Below are 16,578 nucleotides of genomic sequence, written 5' to 3'. Positions count from 1 at the left end.
GTTCGTTTAATTCAGCGAAAACTTCGGCATGCGGAGGAGGTGTGTCATACAAGGTGGCCATTCTTCTTCGTAATGGCTGACCATGATGATTGTCGTTTCCGTCGAAAGCAGTTGCAATAGGTGGAACAGCTTTTCACGATACTCGCCCTTGAGGCCTTGCGTCGGTTCGTCAAGCAAAAGGACTTTCGGCGGGCGGATTGCGGCACGGGCCATCAGCACCAAGCGCTTGTCAATCGGCGAAATCTTGCGGATAGAAATCGACGTATCTTCAAAGCCCAAGTACGTAAGCCATTCGCGAGCCTTAGCCTTTTCTTCCCACGTGATGTTTTCAGCGCGGCAGAGGTTCGGTGTGAATCCTGTGCAAAGCACATCCAGAAGGCTCAAATCTTCGCGGTACTGGAGCGCCATTTCCGGCGAGAAGAATCCGAGTTTTGCCTTGTGGTCCCAAATGTTGAGGCCATGCCCCGGACGTTCACCGAGGAGCGTAATGTCGTTGTTGTAAATCTGCGGATGGTCAGCGGTAAGCATGCCGAGGAGCGTACTCTTGCCAGCACCGTTCTCGCCCATCACTGCCCAATGTTCACCCTTGCGAACCGTCCAGTTCAAATTCTTGAGCACATCCGTATCGCCAAAGCGGACATTCACATGCTTAAGGTCGAAAAGAATTTCTCCGCTATTGTCATTCCCGCACTCTCGTCTCTCGTCTTTCGCCTCTCGTCTAAGATCAACGATTTCATAATCCTTAAGCTCGGCTTTTTTGAACTTCGGGGTAGCAGCAGCTTTCGGGAGTTCACCCGCATACTGCGTGAACGTCTTGTCCGCATAAACAAACGCCGGAATTTCCGGGAGCAGCTCATCTTCGCGAGCGAGGCGCACCACGACTTTCAAGCCGGGTCGTTTTGCAAGGTCTGCCACACAGCCAGCCAAATGCGCTCGATATTCCGGATCGAGCCCGCCGAACAAGTCATTGAAATAAACCCATTCCGGCTTTTCCATCCACATGCGGGCCAAGAGCACTCGGCGAAGTTCGCCGTTCGAAAGACTCAACAGCTTGCGGTCAAGAATCCCTTCGGCAAGGTCAGCAATGTTCAAAGCTTCGCCAAGCTTTTCCGGATCGGTCAGCGGCCACGCCATATCGTCAATGTAGCGGTCCGTCTGCAAAAAGAACTTCTTGTCCAGAAGCAAGTTGCGCACCAGCGGAGCTTCCGCATCATGCAAGCTGATAAAACGCTGCTGGAAAAACGGGGCCAACGCCTGCTGGATTTTACGTTGCATAGCCTCCGACATCGTGGAGACATTTTCACGTTGATTCAAAAAATGAGTAATGACTCGATCAAGATCTTCGCCCTCAGTGCTAAAAATCTGCACCTGCGGAAACATCTCGATCAGAGCTTCAAAGCGCTTGAATTCCATGCGCCCAAAGATAGAAAAAGCCTAACGGGACGGCAAATTTTTCTCCTACGCAAAAACTCCCGGCCGAAACCGGGAGTTAAGTGAGGAGGAAAGAATCTTAGATATTAGAACTTATTGAAGAAATCCCAAGTGGTCTTCGGTACCCAGGACTGGTTTGAACCCGGATCCTTGTGGTCCCAAATGTGGCCGCCATTCTGTGTGCACCAGCGAACAGGGAAGCGTTCTTCGACAGTCGTGTAGTCATAGCACACATGTGGGCCGTTGCCACCATATTCCTGAGCACGCTCGTTCTTGGCCTTGCCACCTTCGGAGTTGAGTTCCAAGATGATATCGCGAGCAGAGCGACCCATTGCCGGAGTGCAGAGATTGTCCTGCAAGCCGAGCACGCCCATCCAGCCAATGCCCATCTTCTTGCGCTGCGGGAGCCAAATGTTGCGTTCAGCAGTTTCGTACACGGCAACAGCGCGGAGCACGTCCTGATGGTTCCAAGAAAGTCCGTTAGAGAACATGGAGCCGTAGCTAAAGCCGGTCGAGAACACACGAGAAGAGTCAATGCAGAAGTTGCCTTCGAGGTATGCAAGGAGTTCATCGAAGAGCGTGTAGTCATCCTGACCCCACGGGGCCTGGTTTCCATTGCCTTCCGGAGCGACGAAGATAGCGGTATTTTCCGTATCAAGCGGTTTCAGGCCATAGTAGCCTTCATCCTGCACGCCACCGGCCCAGCCGCCCATGCACTGCATGCCGAAAATGAGTTTGTACGGTTTATTCTTGTCATAGTTCTTCGGGATGTCGAGACGCACGGTACGCGAACCCTTGCTCCACTTGAATTCGATATACGGCTTGTCTCCGCGATACTTGTAGTCAAGCTTTGTATCCTTGCCGCAACCACGTGTCGGCACCGGATCGTTCTTGAGGCCCCAACCGTAAGCGTATTCCGGCTGCTTGACCGTCTTTTTGAGCTTGAGCGTAACGTTTGTGTCTAAGTTGCTGAGCGCAACCGTAAGCGTGTCATAATCCGCAGCAATCACGCGAAGTTCATCGCCAGCCTCTTCTTTCTTGAGGCCGCGAGCCACAGCTTCGCCAAACGAAATCCCATAATTGCCATTGGATGTAAAGCGGAAATTGCTTTTGGCGCTACCGACGCTCACGCGCGCAAAATAAGAGCCCTGAGATTTCACGATAGACTGCATGTCAAGCGTGCCCGTGCCATAAACGGTTTCGTTCAAGACGCGGGAACCCACAGCATCAAAAACCTGGATGCGCACCGGTTCATTTGTGCTCTGGGAATAAGACAGAACGCCATTCATTACGCTCACGTAGCCGAGCATCGGACGTGCAACCGCATGGATGCCAATCGTCGAATCTTCCTTGAAGAGCTTGAATTCGCCCTTGGAATCGGTCGTTGTCTTGAGTGCGTTTTTAAGAAGTTCTACGGAGGCTTTTTCGATAGCCTTGCCGCTTTCGTCGCTAACCTTACCCGTAACGGTAAAGGCCTGTGCAGATGCCGCAAAAGCAAGCGCCATTGCAGCACACTTCAAACTGAGATGATTCATACCTGTTCTCCTTTAGTATCATTCCTAACTCTTTATCCCGAAGGGACAAGTCCTCCAAACTGATTTGATACATGCAAGGAGATACGCCACACAACAGCGTGGCTCCACAAAACCAAGCATGAACACACCAGTGTTCTTCCTAACTTAACCCAACTATAATATATCCCCAAATGTGAACGTTATCACATAGCAAAGAAGCGGTTTCGTGGACAATTAGTCAACAGGGCATGGGGTGTGAGGTCGGCTCTTCGAGCCTTTAAGGTATGAGGTTTATTTTTTCTATTATTTAACCAATGAATTCCTTGTTAAACAAAGCTATCGCACAAGAGCGACTCACGCCAGCCGAAGGGCTCGAAATCCTGAAAAACGCGCCGTGGACAGATGTCGTCGAAGCGGCCGATACTGTACGTAAGGCAAAGCTCCCCGGGAACCGCGTCGGTTACACGGCGTTCCGCATTGTGAACTACACGAACGTGTGCGAAGTGACTTGCAGCTTTTGCAGTTTTTGCCGCAGCGCCCACAGCCCCGAAGCGTACGTTTTGAGTTTGGACGAAATCCGTCAAAAAACGCTTGAAGCCAAAGCTAAAGGCGCCGACCAGATTTTTCTGCAAGGTGGCGTCAACAAGGAAATTCCGCTCAGCTATTACACCGATGTCCTCAAGATGCTCACGCAAGAATTGGGCGTCAAGGTGCGCGGTTTTTCGCCAGTTGAACTTGTCCGCATTGCGGAATTCAACGGGATAACGCTCGACGAACTGCTTGACATTTTCAAGGATGCAGGTCTCAGTTCCGTCCCAGGCGCAGGTGCCGAGATTCTCTCTGACCGCATGCGTCAAATCTTAAGTCCCAAGAAGCTCCCCGCACAGCAGTGGTGCGACACGCTTGCCGCCTGCCACAAGAAAGGGCTCCCCGGCAGCGCGAACATCGTCATCGGCAGTGCCGAAACCGCCGAAGAAGTCATAGAACATTTGGAATACGTGCGCAAAACGCAGGACATCGCGGGCGGATTCAAGAGCTTTGTGGTCTGGACGTTCCAGCCGCAGACCGACAAGTTCCCTATTCGCCATGTACGAGGCGATGAATACCTCAAGTTGCTCGCGCTCAGCCGCCTGTACCTCGACAACGTCCCGCACATTGAAGTTTCGCTCCTCGGCATGGGCCTTTCGCTGGGTGAACTCGGGCTGCACGCCGGCGCCGATGACATCAACAGCATCGTGATTGAAGAGAACGTGCTCCAAAACCACGGGCTCACGACTATCGAGCAGGCCGAAGCTTTCATCAAAAACGCCGGCTTCACCCCCTACCGCCGATCCCTCAACTTTGACTAACGCAAGAATCGCGACTTTCCAAACGAGAGCCGCGATTTCGTTTTAAATAGACTATTTTCAGCTCAAAATTATAGGCTTATTCTTCCCCTTTTTGATTAGATTAATAAAAGTGCCACAAGCACAACCACCTCTTTCAAGAAGGAGATTCTTATGAGCTGGGAATGTAAATACCTCAACGAAACGTTTTGCGAAAAACGCAAACAGGAATGCGACCCCGGTGCAAAAGGTTGCGTCCTTCAAGGCAAATTCGCTTTTCCGCTAAAGGAAAAATCAAAAGCCGAAAAGAAAAGCAAATAAAAAAGACCCTCTTTCGAGAGTCTTTAAAAGCCGAGGCTTCGCAAAGCCCAACCCACCAACGTCCCAATTAAATGAGGCGCAGGATTTCCTGGGCGGTCTGTTCAGCAAACGTGTTGTCTTGGACAAAACGGCGCACTTCCGTCGGGTTGATGCGTGCATACTCAGAAAGAGCACGACCAATGCCATTGCGGATGTAGTAGTCGTCGTCCTTTGCGCAAGTGAGACAGAACTGACGCAAAAGCGGCCAGTCCGTGCGGTCCTTGTACTGCACCTGGAAGATGATTGCACTACGGCGAACCCAGATGTTCGGGTCGCGGATCCAGGAGGCAATCTTCGTACGCAAAGCCGGCAAGCGGAGAGCCAAGTCACCCAAGACGCAAGAAGCGAGGGTATCGACCGTGTCGCGCCAGGCTCTGGTCTTGATGAGTTTTTTCAAAAAATTAAGGTGCTGACCACCGAGAAGCCCACGATGACGGAACAGGTAGTCACAGGCCGCGTACTGGAATTCCCTATACGGCTGCGCCCACATGTCCTCGACTCTCGACACGAGTTCGTCCCCGTCCTTTGGCGGGTACTTGTCGAAAATCGGATATGTGACTTCACGACGGGGAACCAATCTGATTCCGAGAAATTCAAATTGCTCCCTAGCCTTCTTAGACATTTCATGCGCTTCTTCTTCATTAGCGATAGAGCGCAAAGCGAGAGATATTTCTTGTGTAAACCGAAGCATTGTACTCCAAAAATAGTCCATAAAGAATTTTTTTTCTAGACCTTGACAAACATTTTTTTCAAATTTTTTTAATTTTTTTCTGAATTTTTTGCAAAAAAAGTGCAAAAAAAACCTTGACAAAGCTAAAAACAGCTAAAAGACCCAGAAATCATGACTGATTCCACTAGAAAAGAGGCTCTTCAAATCACTGAAGTTCCGCCCGAACTGCGTGGTCTTTCCGACGAAGAAATCATTCGCAACTCGGAAAGCAAGGAAAAAAAGTTCATCGGCAAAAAGCACAACGGCGCCAAGCGACCGTCCAAGCGTGAACGTCAAAGACTCAAAGAACAGAGCGAAAACGCAAAGTTCAATACGCTCGTGGCAAAGTACAACAAGCCGGATAACGCAAAGTCCCGCGAAGCCGAAAGCGATGCTGAAATCAACAGCATCTTAAAGAAAATCGCGAAGAACGCCGCACCAAAGGTCGAAGACGCCGAAGTCAAGAAGATTATTGAAAAAGCCGCCCCCGCAGCAGCGCCCAAGCGCGTACTCACGAGCGTTCTCTCCGAACCGCCCAAGCCGCCTTCAGGCCGCGTCCTCAAGGGCTCGTTCGGTGCAAAGCCTGGCGACAAGCCGAAGACAGTCATCGTGTCTGCCGCAGACCTCGCCCGCCAGCGCATCGAAGAACGCGCGAAGAAAATCCGCGAAGCGCTCATGGCAAAGAACAAGGCGCTCCACCCGGAAGCCGCTGCAGAAATGCCGGTCAAGCGCCCACGAGGACGCCCACGCAAGAATCCGTTGCCGCCTACGGCGGAGTAAACAGTGGTTAGTGATTAGTAGGCAGTGAGGTCGCGCTCCGCGCTCTGGGGTCGCTCCGCTCTGAGGTATGAGTAAGATAATCCATAAGAATTCATGCTCGCTTCATGCGAGCATTTTTTTTGATTGAACGCGCAGCTTTCGGGAAAACAAAAAGACCTTCCGCTTTCACGAAAGGTCTTTTTGAGAGGCAACGGGCGGACTCGAACCGCCGAATAAGAGTTTTGCAGACTCGCCCCTTACCAACTTGGGTACGTCGCCATAATTGCAGACGCAATATAAGTATTTTAAACCACCCTTACAAGGGGTCAGATCAAAAAAAGTGAAATTTTTTAATTTTTAGCTGTGAATTTCTGCCAAACGAAGACAAAATTGCTCGCGACGCTCGGCGCACTCTGGATGAGAAGCCTCCGCATCCGCCTACGCGTACCCGAAGACTTTCGACCGGGCATCTTAGGTCTATGGCACAAGGACCTGCTTGCAAGCACCGCCGCCTTCAAAGACAAGAACGTCCACATCCTCGTCTCGGAATCAAACGACGGTGAATTTTTCGCCCAGGCGGCCAAACAGCTCCATTACGAAGTCACCCGCGGTTCCGACACACATGGAGCCACAAACGTCCGCCACCTGCTCAAGTCGCTCAAGGACAACCGCTTTGTCGGCATGGCGCTCGACGGCCCGCACGGCCCCGCCCTCCAGGTAAAACCAGGTTCACAGTGGCTCTCCAAAGCGAGTGGCCGCCCTCTTTGGCTTTTCTGCATCAAGTATGGTAAGCATTTTCGCTTAAATGGATGGGATAATTTCATAATTCCACTCCCATTGACAGCAATTGACATCGAAATTAAGTATCTTTTGCCCGAAAATAATTCAAAAAAGGAAACACAGCCGTGATAGCACTACCACCAAAATTTGTCGCATTCGACTTAGAAACGACTGGTCTTGTCAACCGTAAAGACGAAATCATTGAAATCGGCGCCGTAAAGTTCACTGTAGAAGTGAAAAACGGACGCGTCGTACCGAAACTCATCTCGGAATTTGACACGCTCGTAAAGCCCAACATGCTCATCCCCGCCGAAGCAACAAACGTGAACCACATTACGGACAAGATGGTCGAAAACGCACCGCCAGTCGGCGAAGCGCTCAAGCAGTTCACCGCATTCTGCGGACCGGGCTCCATCTTGCTCGCACACAACGCAAACTTCGACGCAAGCTTCTTGCGCACCGCCTACGAACAAAACCCGCAGTTCACACCGGGCAACCCCGTCGTTGATAGTCTTGCCATTTCCAAGACCATCATGCCGGAACTCGCCAACCACAAGCTCGGTTTCATGGCAAATATGTTCATGAAGCGCGGTGAAATCTCGATGACCATCGACGAAGAAAAGATGCACCGTTCCGTGTACGACTGCGAAATGCTCATGGAAGTGTTCGTCGCCCTCCTCCGCCGCCGTCTCAAGGAGAAGGAATGGGAAATGGGTAGCATTATGCAAGCTATGGCCAAGTATAAAGGCGTCCCGCAGTTCATTAGAAAGTAGGCGGTAGACAGTAGGAAGTAGACAGTAACTTCACCTACGCAATCAACCCCGGTCTAAACGCCGGGGTATTTTTTTTAAACGACGACGCCGTATAAGGCGACCCCGTCCGAGGCGACAACGCGGAATAAATACACAAAAGACCGCCATGCAAAGCATAGCGGCTTTCGTTAAACTTTTAATCTAAGAAATTAGATTCCGAGTTCCTGAGCAACAGCCTGGATGCCAAGCTTGTTGATCGTGCGGAGACCAGCAGCGCTAACGCGGAGCGTGACCCAGCGGTCTTCTTCAGGAATGTAGAAGCGCTTCTTCTGGAGGTTCGGAAGCTGCTTCATCAACTTCTTACGGTTAGAGTGGGAAACCATGTTGCCCACGAGACCGGCCTTGCCGGTAACTTCACAAATGCGGCTCATATTAAACTCCGTTGTTTTTACAGGCAGCAATTTTAGCTAAAAATTCTGGAACTGTCAAGGCTAAAGTTAATCTTGCAATGCTTTTGGCAAGTTAAACTTCGTATTTTCCACTAATTTTACAAGATTTTCAACTTCAACCGGTGCAAATTTTTCTTTCAGCCAGTCCACAACGCCCTGAACCAGCACTTCCGGTGCGCTCGCCCCGCTCGAAATTCCGACCGTATCAATCCCTTCAAACCATGCCGGATCAAGGTCATTCACGTCCGCAATCAGATGACTCGGAAGGCCCTGTTCCAGCCCAAGCTCCATCAAACGAGACGAATTTGAAGAATTTTTTGCCCCGACAACCAAAAGCATGTCAACCTCGGAACAAAGTTCAAGGACAGCCGCCTGGCGATTGCCCGTCGCATAGCAGAGGTCCCCCGCTTCCGGTCCAATGATGTTCGGGAAACGGCGCTTAAGAGCCTCGATAATCTTGCGAGTTTCGGCTACAGAAAGCGTCGTCTGCGTGATATAGGCTAGTTCCTTGTCGGCCGGTACATCCACCGTTTCAGCATCGTTTTCATTGCGGATAAGCGTGATTGCGCCTTCCGGGAGCTGCCCCAGCGTACCTTCCACTTCAGCATGGCCCGCATGACCGATCAAGATGATATGACGCCCCGCATTGTAATGGCGCTTGGCACTGAAATGCACCTTGAGCACCAGCGGGCAGCTCGCATCAAGGACCTGCAAATTGCGAGCCTTCGCTTCTTCATAAATATGTTCAGCAACACCATGCGCCGAGAAAATCACCACGGAACCTTCCGGAACCTGGTCCAGCTCATCAACAAAGACGACCCCTTTATCCTTAAGCGTATCCACAACAAACTTGTTATGAACAATTTCATGACGGACATATATCGGCGTACCAAATTTTTCAATAGCTTTTTCAACAACATGAATGGCACGGTCCACGCCCGCACAGAAACCACGAGGCGTTGCTAAAACGATTTTTTTCATAGTTTACCTAATTTCATTTACTTTAACAAATTTTTCAAAAATTCCAGCAGTTGCTGATACGAGTCGCTAATTTTAGCACTCTCATGCGCAAGGAAAGTCTGCACAAGGCGAATATCCGGCTTATTGCGCCTGGAAAACTCTTCCGCCGATTGAATCTGCGCAACGACGCCTTCACGAACAAGCGTTGCCACGGTTTCTTTTTGTCCTTCGGCATACGGTCCGACGCAGGTCGAAACGCCACTCTGAAGCGGTTCCCAAAAATCATGGACACCAAGACCTCGAGCGAACGATCCACCGACAACAGCCGTTTTAGAAACAGCAAGCACTTCCTTCGTCTTGCCAAACTCGTTCACAATCGAAACAGCGCCGCTCTGAACCACGGGCCAATCGATAACAGCAATATCGCGACCAACCAAAGCCTTGCGAAATTCAGCCACTTCAGACAAGCGGCGAGGCATCAGCACCACGGATTCACCACGCTTAATCGAAGAAAGAATCATGCGGCAAAGGCTTGAGATTTCCTGGACATGCATCGAGATGAATACCGTATCGACAGTCGGATTTTCAGGGGCCGCTACGGCCTTGTTCAAACGAACCCAAGGCAAAAGCTTCCAGTCGCCACCGATCATCATTCGCGAATTATTCGCACGCGTAGAAACACTGAAGAAACGCGACAAATCCGAGCCGGTCTGCATACTCACAAAGCCTATTGCGGCATAGTCCATTCCCGGAACTGCATGATGGAACCGTCCAGACACAAGAGCAACAGGCGGCCTCGTTGAAATACGCAACATCGAAGAGAGGTAGCCCGGCCAAAGTTCATTTTCAGCAAGAATCAGCCCTAGCGGTTTCACAGCCGAAATAAAAGATTTCATCGTTGCAGGAGCATCCACGGGCGCAATGTGAGCGACCACATCCATCCCCGATTCCTTAATAAACGAAACAACCTCAACTTTTTGCGTTGTCAGCAAAAGGCGCGGGCAATTCGGCAAGTCTTCCTTGAGGCACTTCGCCAAATTCAAGAGCATCTTGCATTCGCCAAGACTTGCGCCATGCATCCAAAGGAACGGCCCCTTAGGCCACGGACCGCGCAAGCGCTCGTTCATATGGTACTTATTTTCTATAACAGGCACCTTGGCTGCAGCTTTGGCTACAGATCCGAGAGCCTCACGCGCAATGTCAAATACCTTAAACATAGAAAACCGCCACTTTCCTCAATATCAATAATAAATTACAAAAGAAAAGCCACAGCCATGTCGAAGAATCTGCAAAAAACGCCTGCCAAAAGGTTCTTTGCGCTGGAACGTGCTTAGAATCACAAGAAGAGCCGCTCGGACGGCCCAAGCGCGGGAAAAACGCAGGCGTACCACAAGCCCAATCGCGCCACACATCGCCAAATTTTTGTTCCAAGAAGCGGTCTTCGATTCGCGAAAGCGAAACTTCAAACGCAACAACAACAACCATAAACGGGACAACCCAAAGCGAAACGCCAAGATGGAAAAACGCCACCCCGAACGCAAAGCCCGTATTCGAGATGTAGAGTGGGTGCCTAACGCGAGCGTAAGGGCCGCAAGTTACAAGCGTATCTGCGGCATGGACATGTCCACGAGTATGCGCACCAATAAAGCGCCGCGACTGCACTCGTAAAAAAGCACTTACAACGTAAATCGGGATAGCAATTAACATGCCCAAAACGCAACGGTCCATGCAAAAAACGCCCGACCTTATTTCAGTAGAAAAAACGCAAGGTGGGGTTATAACTAGGGCAACCGCAATTAAACCCAAGATGTATCCGCGAAAGCGATACAAGAACGCAGAAATTTTATTTTCTGCATTAGGCATCGCCCATCTCCACAACATTAAAACGTTGTTCAAGTTCACGAGAAAGGACATCGTGGCTCACGAGCACCACCCACTTGTGCAAGAGTTCAGCCGTATCGAGGAACGCTGTCAAAAGCAATTCGCGGTCCGCAAGCGCCACAGATGCAAACGGTTCATCGAGCAAAATCATGGAACTGTCAGAGGCAAGAGCCCAAGCTAAGGCAACGCGAGCACGTTCTCCGCCCGACATCCCCTCCTTAGCCATTATTTTATCCACTCGCGCGGCATGCGCAAATTCGATGACTGCCGCAGAATTCGTTTGTGCAAGCAATTTTTGCAACAAGTGAATTGGAGGGAGTTCTAAATCTTGAGCGACAAAAAACACGTTGTTTTTTAAGGGGATCGAACTTAAAATTTTTCCATAGTCCCATTCCTCAAGCCCAGCAATCAAGCGCAACAGCGTCGACTTGCCAACACCATTGCGACCACGGACAAGCACCGGCTTTTTCGTATTCCAACAAAGCGAAAAATTGCTAAAGAGCGTTTCAAAAGCCCCTTCATACGCAAAGTCGCCATGCGTAATTTGCAAGTTGTCTGAATTTGGAGAATACGCCTTTTCTGCAGAACTGGAATCCGATTTTTTCGAAGGCAACGTTTCGAACTTTTCCAAAACGCTAAGTGCACTCATCGCAGACCTTGCCTGCGGCATCACGCGAGCACATTCCTTCACAGGCTTATAACAAAGGAGAACCGCCGAGCAAAAAAGCACAAGGCCTGTTCCGTCCATCCAACCTTCCGAAATCAGGAGCGCGCAAAACGCAAGCACAAAGACCATCGCCAAGACCGACACCGTTTCTGTAATCAGTGAAAGCACGCCCTTGCGGAGCGAGACATCAAGACCGTCTTCCCTGAGATTGCGGACTTGAGCCATCAAGTCATTTGAAATTTCCTTGCGTTCAAAACGCGAACTCCATCGGCGGAAAAGTTTACGAGCAAGATAAAGCGAGCCACGAAAATCCGAGCGTTCCGTCAAGATATGTTCTTCAGCAGGACCCATCTTGTGTAAGCGGCGCTGCATCCAGCCCACCAGCGGAACAACCACAACAAACAAGAACAAAGTCAGCGGCCAAGAAATATAAAGCAGTACAGGCAAAAAAACCAAAAGCTGGAGCACCGCCTGAACCGCCTGGAAAAACACGCCGCCATTCGATTGCAAAACAACAGTCGATTCGTACGCGGCTTCAACTTTAGATTCGCCCTCCGGCGTATGGAATACTCGCGGCGAGAGCGAGCGAAGCGTATGCAAGAACCAGCCCATCACCAGGGAACCCGTGCCCAAAAGCCATTTTTCGGAAATGTTCATTTTCCATGCGAAAAACGCAAAACGGAGCGCCGTAAGGACGACCATCAGCACAAGCCACGCAGAAAGAGAGAAAAACGGTCTACCCTGGAGAATATCCATGAATGAACGGATACCCCAAAGCAAAGCCGCATCGGCGGCACTCGCAAGTAAAGCCACCGGCAAAAAGCGCAAAACGCCTCGCCAAAGTATCTTTTTTAGCCTTTTTTTCAGAATCACGAGAGAAAAAATAAAAAAATCAAACAAAAGCCCTTGACAATTTCCTATAAACATCTATATTTGGCGCACACAAAACGCCCCTATCGTCTAGTGGCCCAGGACTCGGGATTTTCATTCCCGCAACAGCGGTTCGAAACCGCTTGGGGGTATAAAAAGAACTCAACGCAAGTTGGGTTCTTTTTTTTATACCCTTGAGCAAACCGCGTCAAAGGGTATAAAAAAGTCAACCGCAAGGTTGGCTTTTTTTGCAACCACCCAAAGCGGTATAAAAAGGGCTCATCGAAAGACGAGTCTTTTTTTTCAACCTATCAAAGGTATAAAGGAACCAGCTGAAAAGTTGGTTCTTTTTTTATACCCTCGAGCAAACCGCATCACAAGGTATAAAAAAGGCTCATCGAAAGATGAGTCTTTTTTTCAACCTATCAAAGGTATAAAGGAACCAGCTGAAAAGTTGGTTCTTTTTTTATACCCACGCCCCTCAAAAAATTTTATTCAACCACCCTTGACATTATTTTATAAAATCCTATATTTGTCCTCACACAAAACGCCCCTATCGTCTAGTGGCCCAGGACTCGGGATTTTCATTCCCGCAACAGCGGTTCGAAACCGCTTGGGGGTATAAAAAAGTTCAGCGAAAGCTGGACTTTTTTTGTAACCGCGCCAAGCGGTATAAAAAGAACTCAACGCAAGTTGGGTTCTTTTTTTATACCCTCGAGCAAACCGCGTCAAAGGGTATAAAAATCCCGCGAGCCCTATAAACGGGAAGTCGCCCTCGATAGGAGGGCGACAGTATTTTACGAGTTGGAATGAGAGACTTCTGAATAAACTCCTAATACACCAAAACCGTTCCTTACGGTTCCTATTGTCTCAGTTTATTTCGTTAAATTCATAGAAGGGCGCTTGGAATTGCGCAAACAAATCAAAGCTCCCCTCTGATACGTTCACGTAAATAAATATAGCATATTTTTTAGAAAAGAATACATTTTTATTACAAAAATTCATTTTTTGACCATAAAAGTGCCAAAAATTACCAATTTATGGGTGTTTTGACGGTTTGGAGAAGGAAAGAGAAGGAAAACAGCTCTCTAAAGGAGATAGACGGATTGGACAACTAGCTCATTTCATTTCGCTAGTTGCCCTTCGGGTTACGGCCGGTGGCCGTAATCCTTGACCGTGCTGTGTTCGCTTCGCTCTCGCGCGGTCAATCGAACCCTCTGCGAGGGTTCTCATCCACTAGTTTTTCACTTGAAACAAAAAGCGAAGCCTTGCGGCTTCGCTTTTCGTTTCAAAGGAGAGAGAGGGATTCGAACCCTCGGTCCTGTGACAGACTCCGGATTTCGAGACCGGCCCATTCGACCACTCTGGCATCTCTCCGAGGTTTGCATAATATAGTATAATTCATTTAAACTGTCTATGAAAAATTCCGGCACGTCCGCAACATTCTTTTTTATTACTTCGTCACCAGCGCTTTTAAAAACCTTTGATTTCAAACCTTTATTTTCTACATTTGGCGCAAAATTAAGGGGACCCAACAGACTTCAGGTTTATAAGTGCGAATGCACTTCGGGGCTTATTGAATGCTCGGTTCGAGCAAAGTGATGACGCGGCATGTGCTGCAGATGAAGTTTACGGATCCCGAAGGTGACTTATGGCAGAAGATCTTTCTTGCGGCCCGGAAATTGACATTCCGGAAAATAACGACAACTCTAAATTGCAGCTTGAAGCAGATGCGTTCTTGAACGCCATCGCAGGCGGAGCAGACGAAGACCAGGCTGATGAAGCCGCATTCTTTGCAGCAAATCCGGACGGCATCGTCGTTGACGACAACGGCGAAGTTTTGGAATCCGGTGCAAACTCCAAAATTAAGAAAGGCGAAAAAGTCGAATTTATCAACGATGACGAAACGACTAGCGAGCAAGAAAAGCCCGCTGAAGCAGAAGACGCAACAGCCGCGACTGATTCGGCAAACTTAAATGAAGACCCCGCAGACGAAGAAGATGTCGGCGATGAATCTTTGGTGACGTTCGACGATCTTGGCCTCTCTCCGGAAGTTCTCGAAGCGGTCAAACTCGCCGGTTACGAAACGCCCTCACCCATCCAGGCTAAGGCCATCCCGGCGCTTTTGCAGGGCGCAAACCTTCTCGGAACAGCACAGACAGGTACCGGCAAGACAGCAGCATTCTCGCTCCCGCTCCTTTCGCGCATCAACTTCAACGGACGCGAAACGTCTATGCTCGTGCTCACGCCGACACGCGAACTTGCGATCCAGGTTTCAGACGCCATCCAGCAATACGCCGTCAAGATGCAAAACGTGACGGTTGTTCCGGTCTATGGCGGTCAGGATATCGCTATCCAGTTGCGCGCCCTCAAGCGCAAGGCAAGCATCGTCGTTGCCACACCGGGCCGTTTGATTGACCACATCAAGCGCGGTTCTATTTCGCTCGGAGCAGTCAAAGCCATCGTCCTCGACGAAGCCGATGAAATGCTCGACATGGGCTTCATGGAAGACGTGGAAACCATCCTCAAGGAAATCCCCGCCGACGCCCAGCGCGCCCTCTTTAGCGCCACCATGCCGGACAGCGTCAAGAAGATTATCGACCAGCACCTGGGTGAATACGAAGAAGCCCGCATCGAAGGCAAGACGACCACGGTCGAAAACATTTGCCAGCGCTACTTGCTCGTGAAAAACGAACACAAGATCGAAGCGCTCGCCCGCGTGCTCGAAGGCGAAGAATTTGACGGCGTACTCATTTTCGTGCGCACCAAGCAGAACACCACCGAAGTGGCCGAAAAGCTCGAAAGCCGAGGCTTCAACGTGGCCCCGCTTAACGGTGACCTCGCCCAGTCCATGCGCGAACGCACCATCAACCGTCTCAAGATGGGCAAGCTCGATATCGTCGTCGCAACAGACGTCGCCGCCCGCGGTATTGACGTGGACCGCATTTCGCTCGTTGTGAACTACGACATTCCGTACGACACCGAATCCTACGTGCACCGCATTGGCCGTACAGGCCGTGCAGGCCGCAGCGGTAACGCCATCTTGTTCATCACGCCGCGTGAAAAGCGCATGCTCAAGACCATCGAAAAGGCAACTCGCCAGCCGATTGACGTGATGGAAATGCCGACCTCCGAACAAATTAGCAAGAAGCGTGTTGACGCATTCAAGGCTAAAGTCAAGAGCGTTGTAAGCTACGGTGAACTCGACCAGTTCAAGGAACTCGTCCGCGCACTCGCTGCAGAAGGTTGCAACATGAAGGATGGCGTAGCCCTCGAAGATGGCTCCGTCAACGAAATGACCGCCGAAGACATCGCTGCCGCCGTCATCAAGATGTACCAGAAAAAACAGCCGCTTTTCCCGAACCTCCCGCCGCTCGAAGCTCCGAAGGAACGTCGCGAAAAAGTCCGCACAGGCAGAGACTTCCTCGGCGAAAGCCGCAACGAAGATTTCGGCCTCAATAGCGAAGAGCAGAAGCGCATGCGTAAGGAACGCAAAGAAGGCCTAAACGGCGTCGAAGAAGGCTTCTTGCGCTATTACCTTGGCGTTGGCCGCATCGACCATGTGACCCCTCGCGACATCGTGGGTGCAATCGCCGGCGAAGCAAACATCAACAGCAGCAACATCGGCCGCATCAAGCTCTTTGACAAGTTCAGTACCGTAGAACTCCCGAACACACTCCCGCAAGACGTTCTCGACATCTTGTCCGAAATGACCATTCGTGGCAACGATGCACGCTTCCGCGTGATGACCGATGAACCACCCGAGGGTCCCGCACCGGGAACAAGACCGCACGCTAGCCGCGAAGAACGCCGCAGTTTCCATCGCGACCGCAAGGGAGGCTTCCACGACGATGAACGCCGTGGCGGATTCCGCAAGAATCGCGAAGGCGGAGACCGCTTTGGCGACAAGCCTTTTGAGAACCGCAAGGCACGCCGCGAGCGCCAATTCGCCGACCGCAAACCCAGCAAGTTCGAAGACAAGCCCTTCCGCAAAGACCGCGACGAACGCAGCTTTGGTGACAAGCCATTCCGCAAGACACGCCGTTTCGGAAGAGTCTAACAGCTCTAAAAAAATTGCACGGAGTCCTTCGGGGCTCCGTTTTTGTTTATATTGTAACCAA

General features: G+C 50.4%; 13 protein-coding genes and 4 tRNA genes. 7 read left to right on the top strand and 10 right to left on the bottom strand.

The features are described 5' to 3' along the window. Positions 1–6 precede the first annotated feature (6 nt). Both FSU_RS11720 and FSU_RS11715 read right to left on the bottom strand, forming a co-directional pair. Positions 7–1,413 (bottom strand): ATP-binding cassette domain-containing protein, encoded by a 1,407-nt coding sequence (locus tag FSU_RS11720; RefSeq protein WP_014546609.1) that lies wholly within the window; start codon positions 1,411–1,413, stop codon positions 7–9. Between the two features lie 104 nt (positions 1,414–1,517). Then, positions 1,518–2,966, bottom strand: coding sequence for an esterase (locus FSU_RS11715; RefSeq protein WP_014546608.1), 1,449 nt, complete (start codon positions 2,964–2,966; stop codon positions 1,518–1,520). Positions 2,967–3,259: 293 nt separating this feature from the next. Between FSU_RS11715 and FSU_RS11710 the strand changes: the two genes are divergently transcribed. Next, positions 3,260–4,294 (top strand): radical SAM protein, encoded by a 1,035-nt coding sequence (locus FSU_RS11710; protein ID WP_015732159.1) that lies wholly within the window; start codon positions 3,260–3,262, stop codon positions 4,292–4,294. 364 nt (positions 4,295–4,658) lie between these two features. Here FSU_RS11710 and FSU_RS11705 read toward each other — a convergent pair whose 3' ends face one another. Beyond that, positions 4,659–5,321 (bottom strand): DNA alkylation repair protein, encoded by a 663-nt coding sequence (locus FSU_RS11705; RefSeq protein WP_014546605.1) that lies wholly within the window; start codon positions 5,319–5,321, stop codon positions 4,659–4,661. Positions 5,322–5,471: 150 nt separating this feature from the next. On the opposite strand from FSU_RS11705, the gene FSU_RS11700 reads away from it, so the two are divergent. Beyond that, positions 5,472–6,119 carry a hypothetical protein gene (locus tag FSU_RS11700; RefSeq protein WP_015732158.1) on the top strand — a complete coding sequence of 216 codons (648 nt, stop codon included), beginning with the start codon at positions 5,472–5,474 and terminating at the stop codon, positions 6,117–6,119. Positions 6,120–6,304: 185 nt separating this feature from the next. On the opposite strand, the gene FSU_RS11695 is transcribed toward FSU_RS11700, so the two are convergent. After that, a tRNA-Cys gene (locus FSU_RS11695) sits at positions 6,305–6,377 on the bottom strand. 84 nt (positions 6,378–6,461) lie between these two features. Here FSU_RS11695 and FSU_RS11690 point away from each other — a divergent pair. Together FSU_RS11690 and FSU_RS11685 are read left to right on the top strand one after the other, a co-directional pair. Beyond that, complete coding sequence (locus FSU_RS11690; protein ID WP_015732157.1) at positions 6,462–7,007, top strand: lysophospholipid acyltransferase family protein; 546 nt, start codon at positions 6,462–6,464, stop codon at positions 7,005–7,007. Next, positions 7,004–7,651: a 3'-5' exonuclease gene (locus FSU_RS11685; RefSeq protein ID WP_014546603.1), complete on the top strand. Its 648-nt coding sequence runs from the start codon at positions 7,004–7,006 to the stop codon at positions 7,649–7,651. Before FSU_RS11690 ends, FSU_RS11685 begins: the two co-directional genes overlap by 4 nt. Positions 7,652–7,839: 188 nt before the next feature. Here FSU_RS11685 and rpmB read toward each other — a convergent pair whose 3' ends face one another. The 5 genes from rpmB to FSU_RS11660 all read right to left on the bottom strand — a co-directional run bounded on the left by rpmB (position 7,840) and on the right by FSU_RS11660 (position 12,415). Beyond that, positions 7,840–8,061: a 50S ribosomal protein L28 gene (gene rpmB, locus FSU_RS11680; protein WP_014546602.1), complete on the bottom strand. Its 222-nt coding sequence runs from the start codon at positions 8,059–8,061 to the stop codon at positions 7,840–7,842. Positions 8,062–8,127: 66 nt separating this feature from the next. Beyond that, positions 8,128–9,060, bottom strand: a complete 933-nt coding sequence (ispH, locus tag FSU_RS11675; protein ID WP_014546601.1) for a 4-hydroxy-3-methylbut-2-enyl diphosphate reductase — start codon at positions 9,058–9,060, stop codon at positions 8,128–8,130. Positions 9,061–9,077: 17 nt separating this feature from the next. Next, complete coding sequence (locus FSU_RS11670) at positions 9,078–10,256, bottom strand: 3-deoxy-D-manno-octulosonic acid transferase (RefSeq protein ID WP_014546600.1); 1,179 nt, start codon at positions 10,254–10,256, stop codon at positions 9,078–9,080. Beyond that, on the bottom strand, positions 10,249–10,746 hold the full coding sequence (locus FSU_RS11665) for a methyltransferase family protein (protein ID WP_244263632.1): 498 nt from the start codon (positions 10,744–10,746) through the stop codon (positions 10,249–10,251). The genes FSU_RS11670 and FSU_RS11665 overlap by 8 nt, the downstream gene beginning before the upstream one ends. Positions 10,747–10,894: 148 nt before the next feature. After that, positions 10,895–12,415, bottom strand: a complete 1,521-nt coding sequence (locus FSU_RS11660; RefSeq protein ID WP_244263631.1) for an ATP-binding cassette domain-containing protein — start codon at positions 12,413–12,415, stop codon at positions 10,895–10,897. A gap of 121 nt (positions 12,416–12,536) precedes the next feature. On the opposite strand from FSU_RS11660, the gene FSU_RS11655 reads away from it, so the two are divergent. Beyond that, a tRNA-Glu gene (locus FSU_RS11655) sits at positions 12,537–12,609 on the top strand. Positions 12,610–13,006: 397 nt separating this feature from the next. Then, positions 13,007–13,079, top strand: a tRNA-Glu gene (locus FSU_RS11650). 670 nt (positions 13,080–13,749) lie between these two features. Here FSU_RS11650 and FSU_RS11645 read toward each other — a convergent pair. Then, positions 13,750–13,834 (bottom strand) — tRNA-Ser (locus FSU_RS11645). 274 nt (positions 13,835–14,108) lie between these two features. On the opposite strand from FSU_RS11645, the gene FSU_RS11640 reads away from it, so the two are divergent. Continuing rightward, positions 14,109–16,517: a DEAD/DEAH box helicase gene (locus FSU_RS11640; protein WP_015732156.1), complete on the top strand. Its 2,409-nt coding sequence runs from the start codon at positions 14,109–14,111 to the stop codon at positions 16,515–16,517. Positions 16,518–16,578 lie beyond the last annotated feature (61 nt).

This window comes from Fibrobacter succinogenes subsp. succinogenes S85 (assembly GCF_000146505.1).
Classification (GTDB): Bacteria; Fibrobacterota; Fibrobacteria; order Fibrobacterales; family Fibrobacteraceae; genus Fibrobacter; species Fibrobacter succinogenes.
This window is presented reverse-complemented; position numbering and strand designations above follow the sequence as displayed.

What these genes read in the sequence shown, in the direction of transcription:
- rpmB (WP_014546602.1), bottom strand. Translation starts at nt 8,061, where the DNA reads ATGAGCCGCATTTGTGAAGTTACCGGCAAGGCCGGTCTCGTGGGCAAC.
- FSU_RS11640 (WP_015732156.1), top strand. Translation starts at nt 14,109, where the DNA reads ATGGCAGAAGATCTTTCTTGCGGCCCGGAAATTGACATTCCGGAAAAT.
- FSU_RS11665 (WP_244263632.1), bottom strand. Translation starts at nt 10,746, where the DNA reads ATGTTAATTGCTATCCCGATTTACGTTGTAAGTGCTTTTTTACGAGTG.
- FSU_RS11715 (WP_014546608.1), bottom strand. Translation starts at nt 2,966, where the DNA reads ATGAATCATCTCAGTTTGAAGTGTGCTGCAATGGCGCTTGCTTTTGCG.
- FSU_RS11710 (WP_015732159.1), top strand. Translation starts at nt 3,260, where the DNA reads ATGAATTCCTTGTTAAACAAAGCTATCGCACAAGAGCGACTCACGCCA.
- FSU_RS11700 (WP_015732158.1), top strand. Translation starts at nt 5,472, where the DNA reads ATGACTGATTCCACTAGAAAAGAGGCTCTTCAAATCACTGAAGTTCCG.
- ispH (WP_014546601.1), bottom strand. Translation starts at nt 9,060, where the DNA reads ATGAAAAAAATCGTTTTAGCAACGCCTCGTGGTTTCTGTGCGGGCGTG.
- FSU_RS11720 (WP_014546609.1), bottom strand. Translation starts at nt 1,413, where the DNA reads ATGGAATTCAAGCGCTTTGAAGCTCTGATCGAGATGTTTCCGCAGGTG.
- FSU_RS11670 (WP_014546600.1), bottom strand. Translation starts at nt 10,256, where the DNA reads ATGTTTAAGGTATTTGACATTGCGCGTGAGGCTCTCGGATCTGTAGCC.
- FSU_RS11705 (WP_014546605.1), bottom strand. Translation starts at nt 5,321, where the DNA reads ATGCTTCGGTTTACACAAGAAATATCTCTCGCTTTGCGCTCTATCGCT.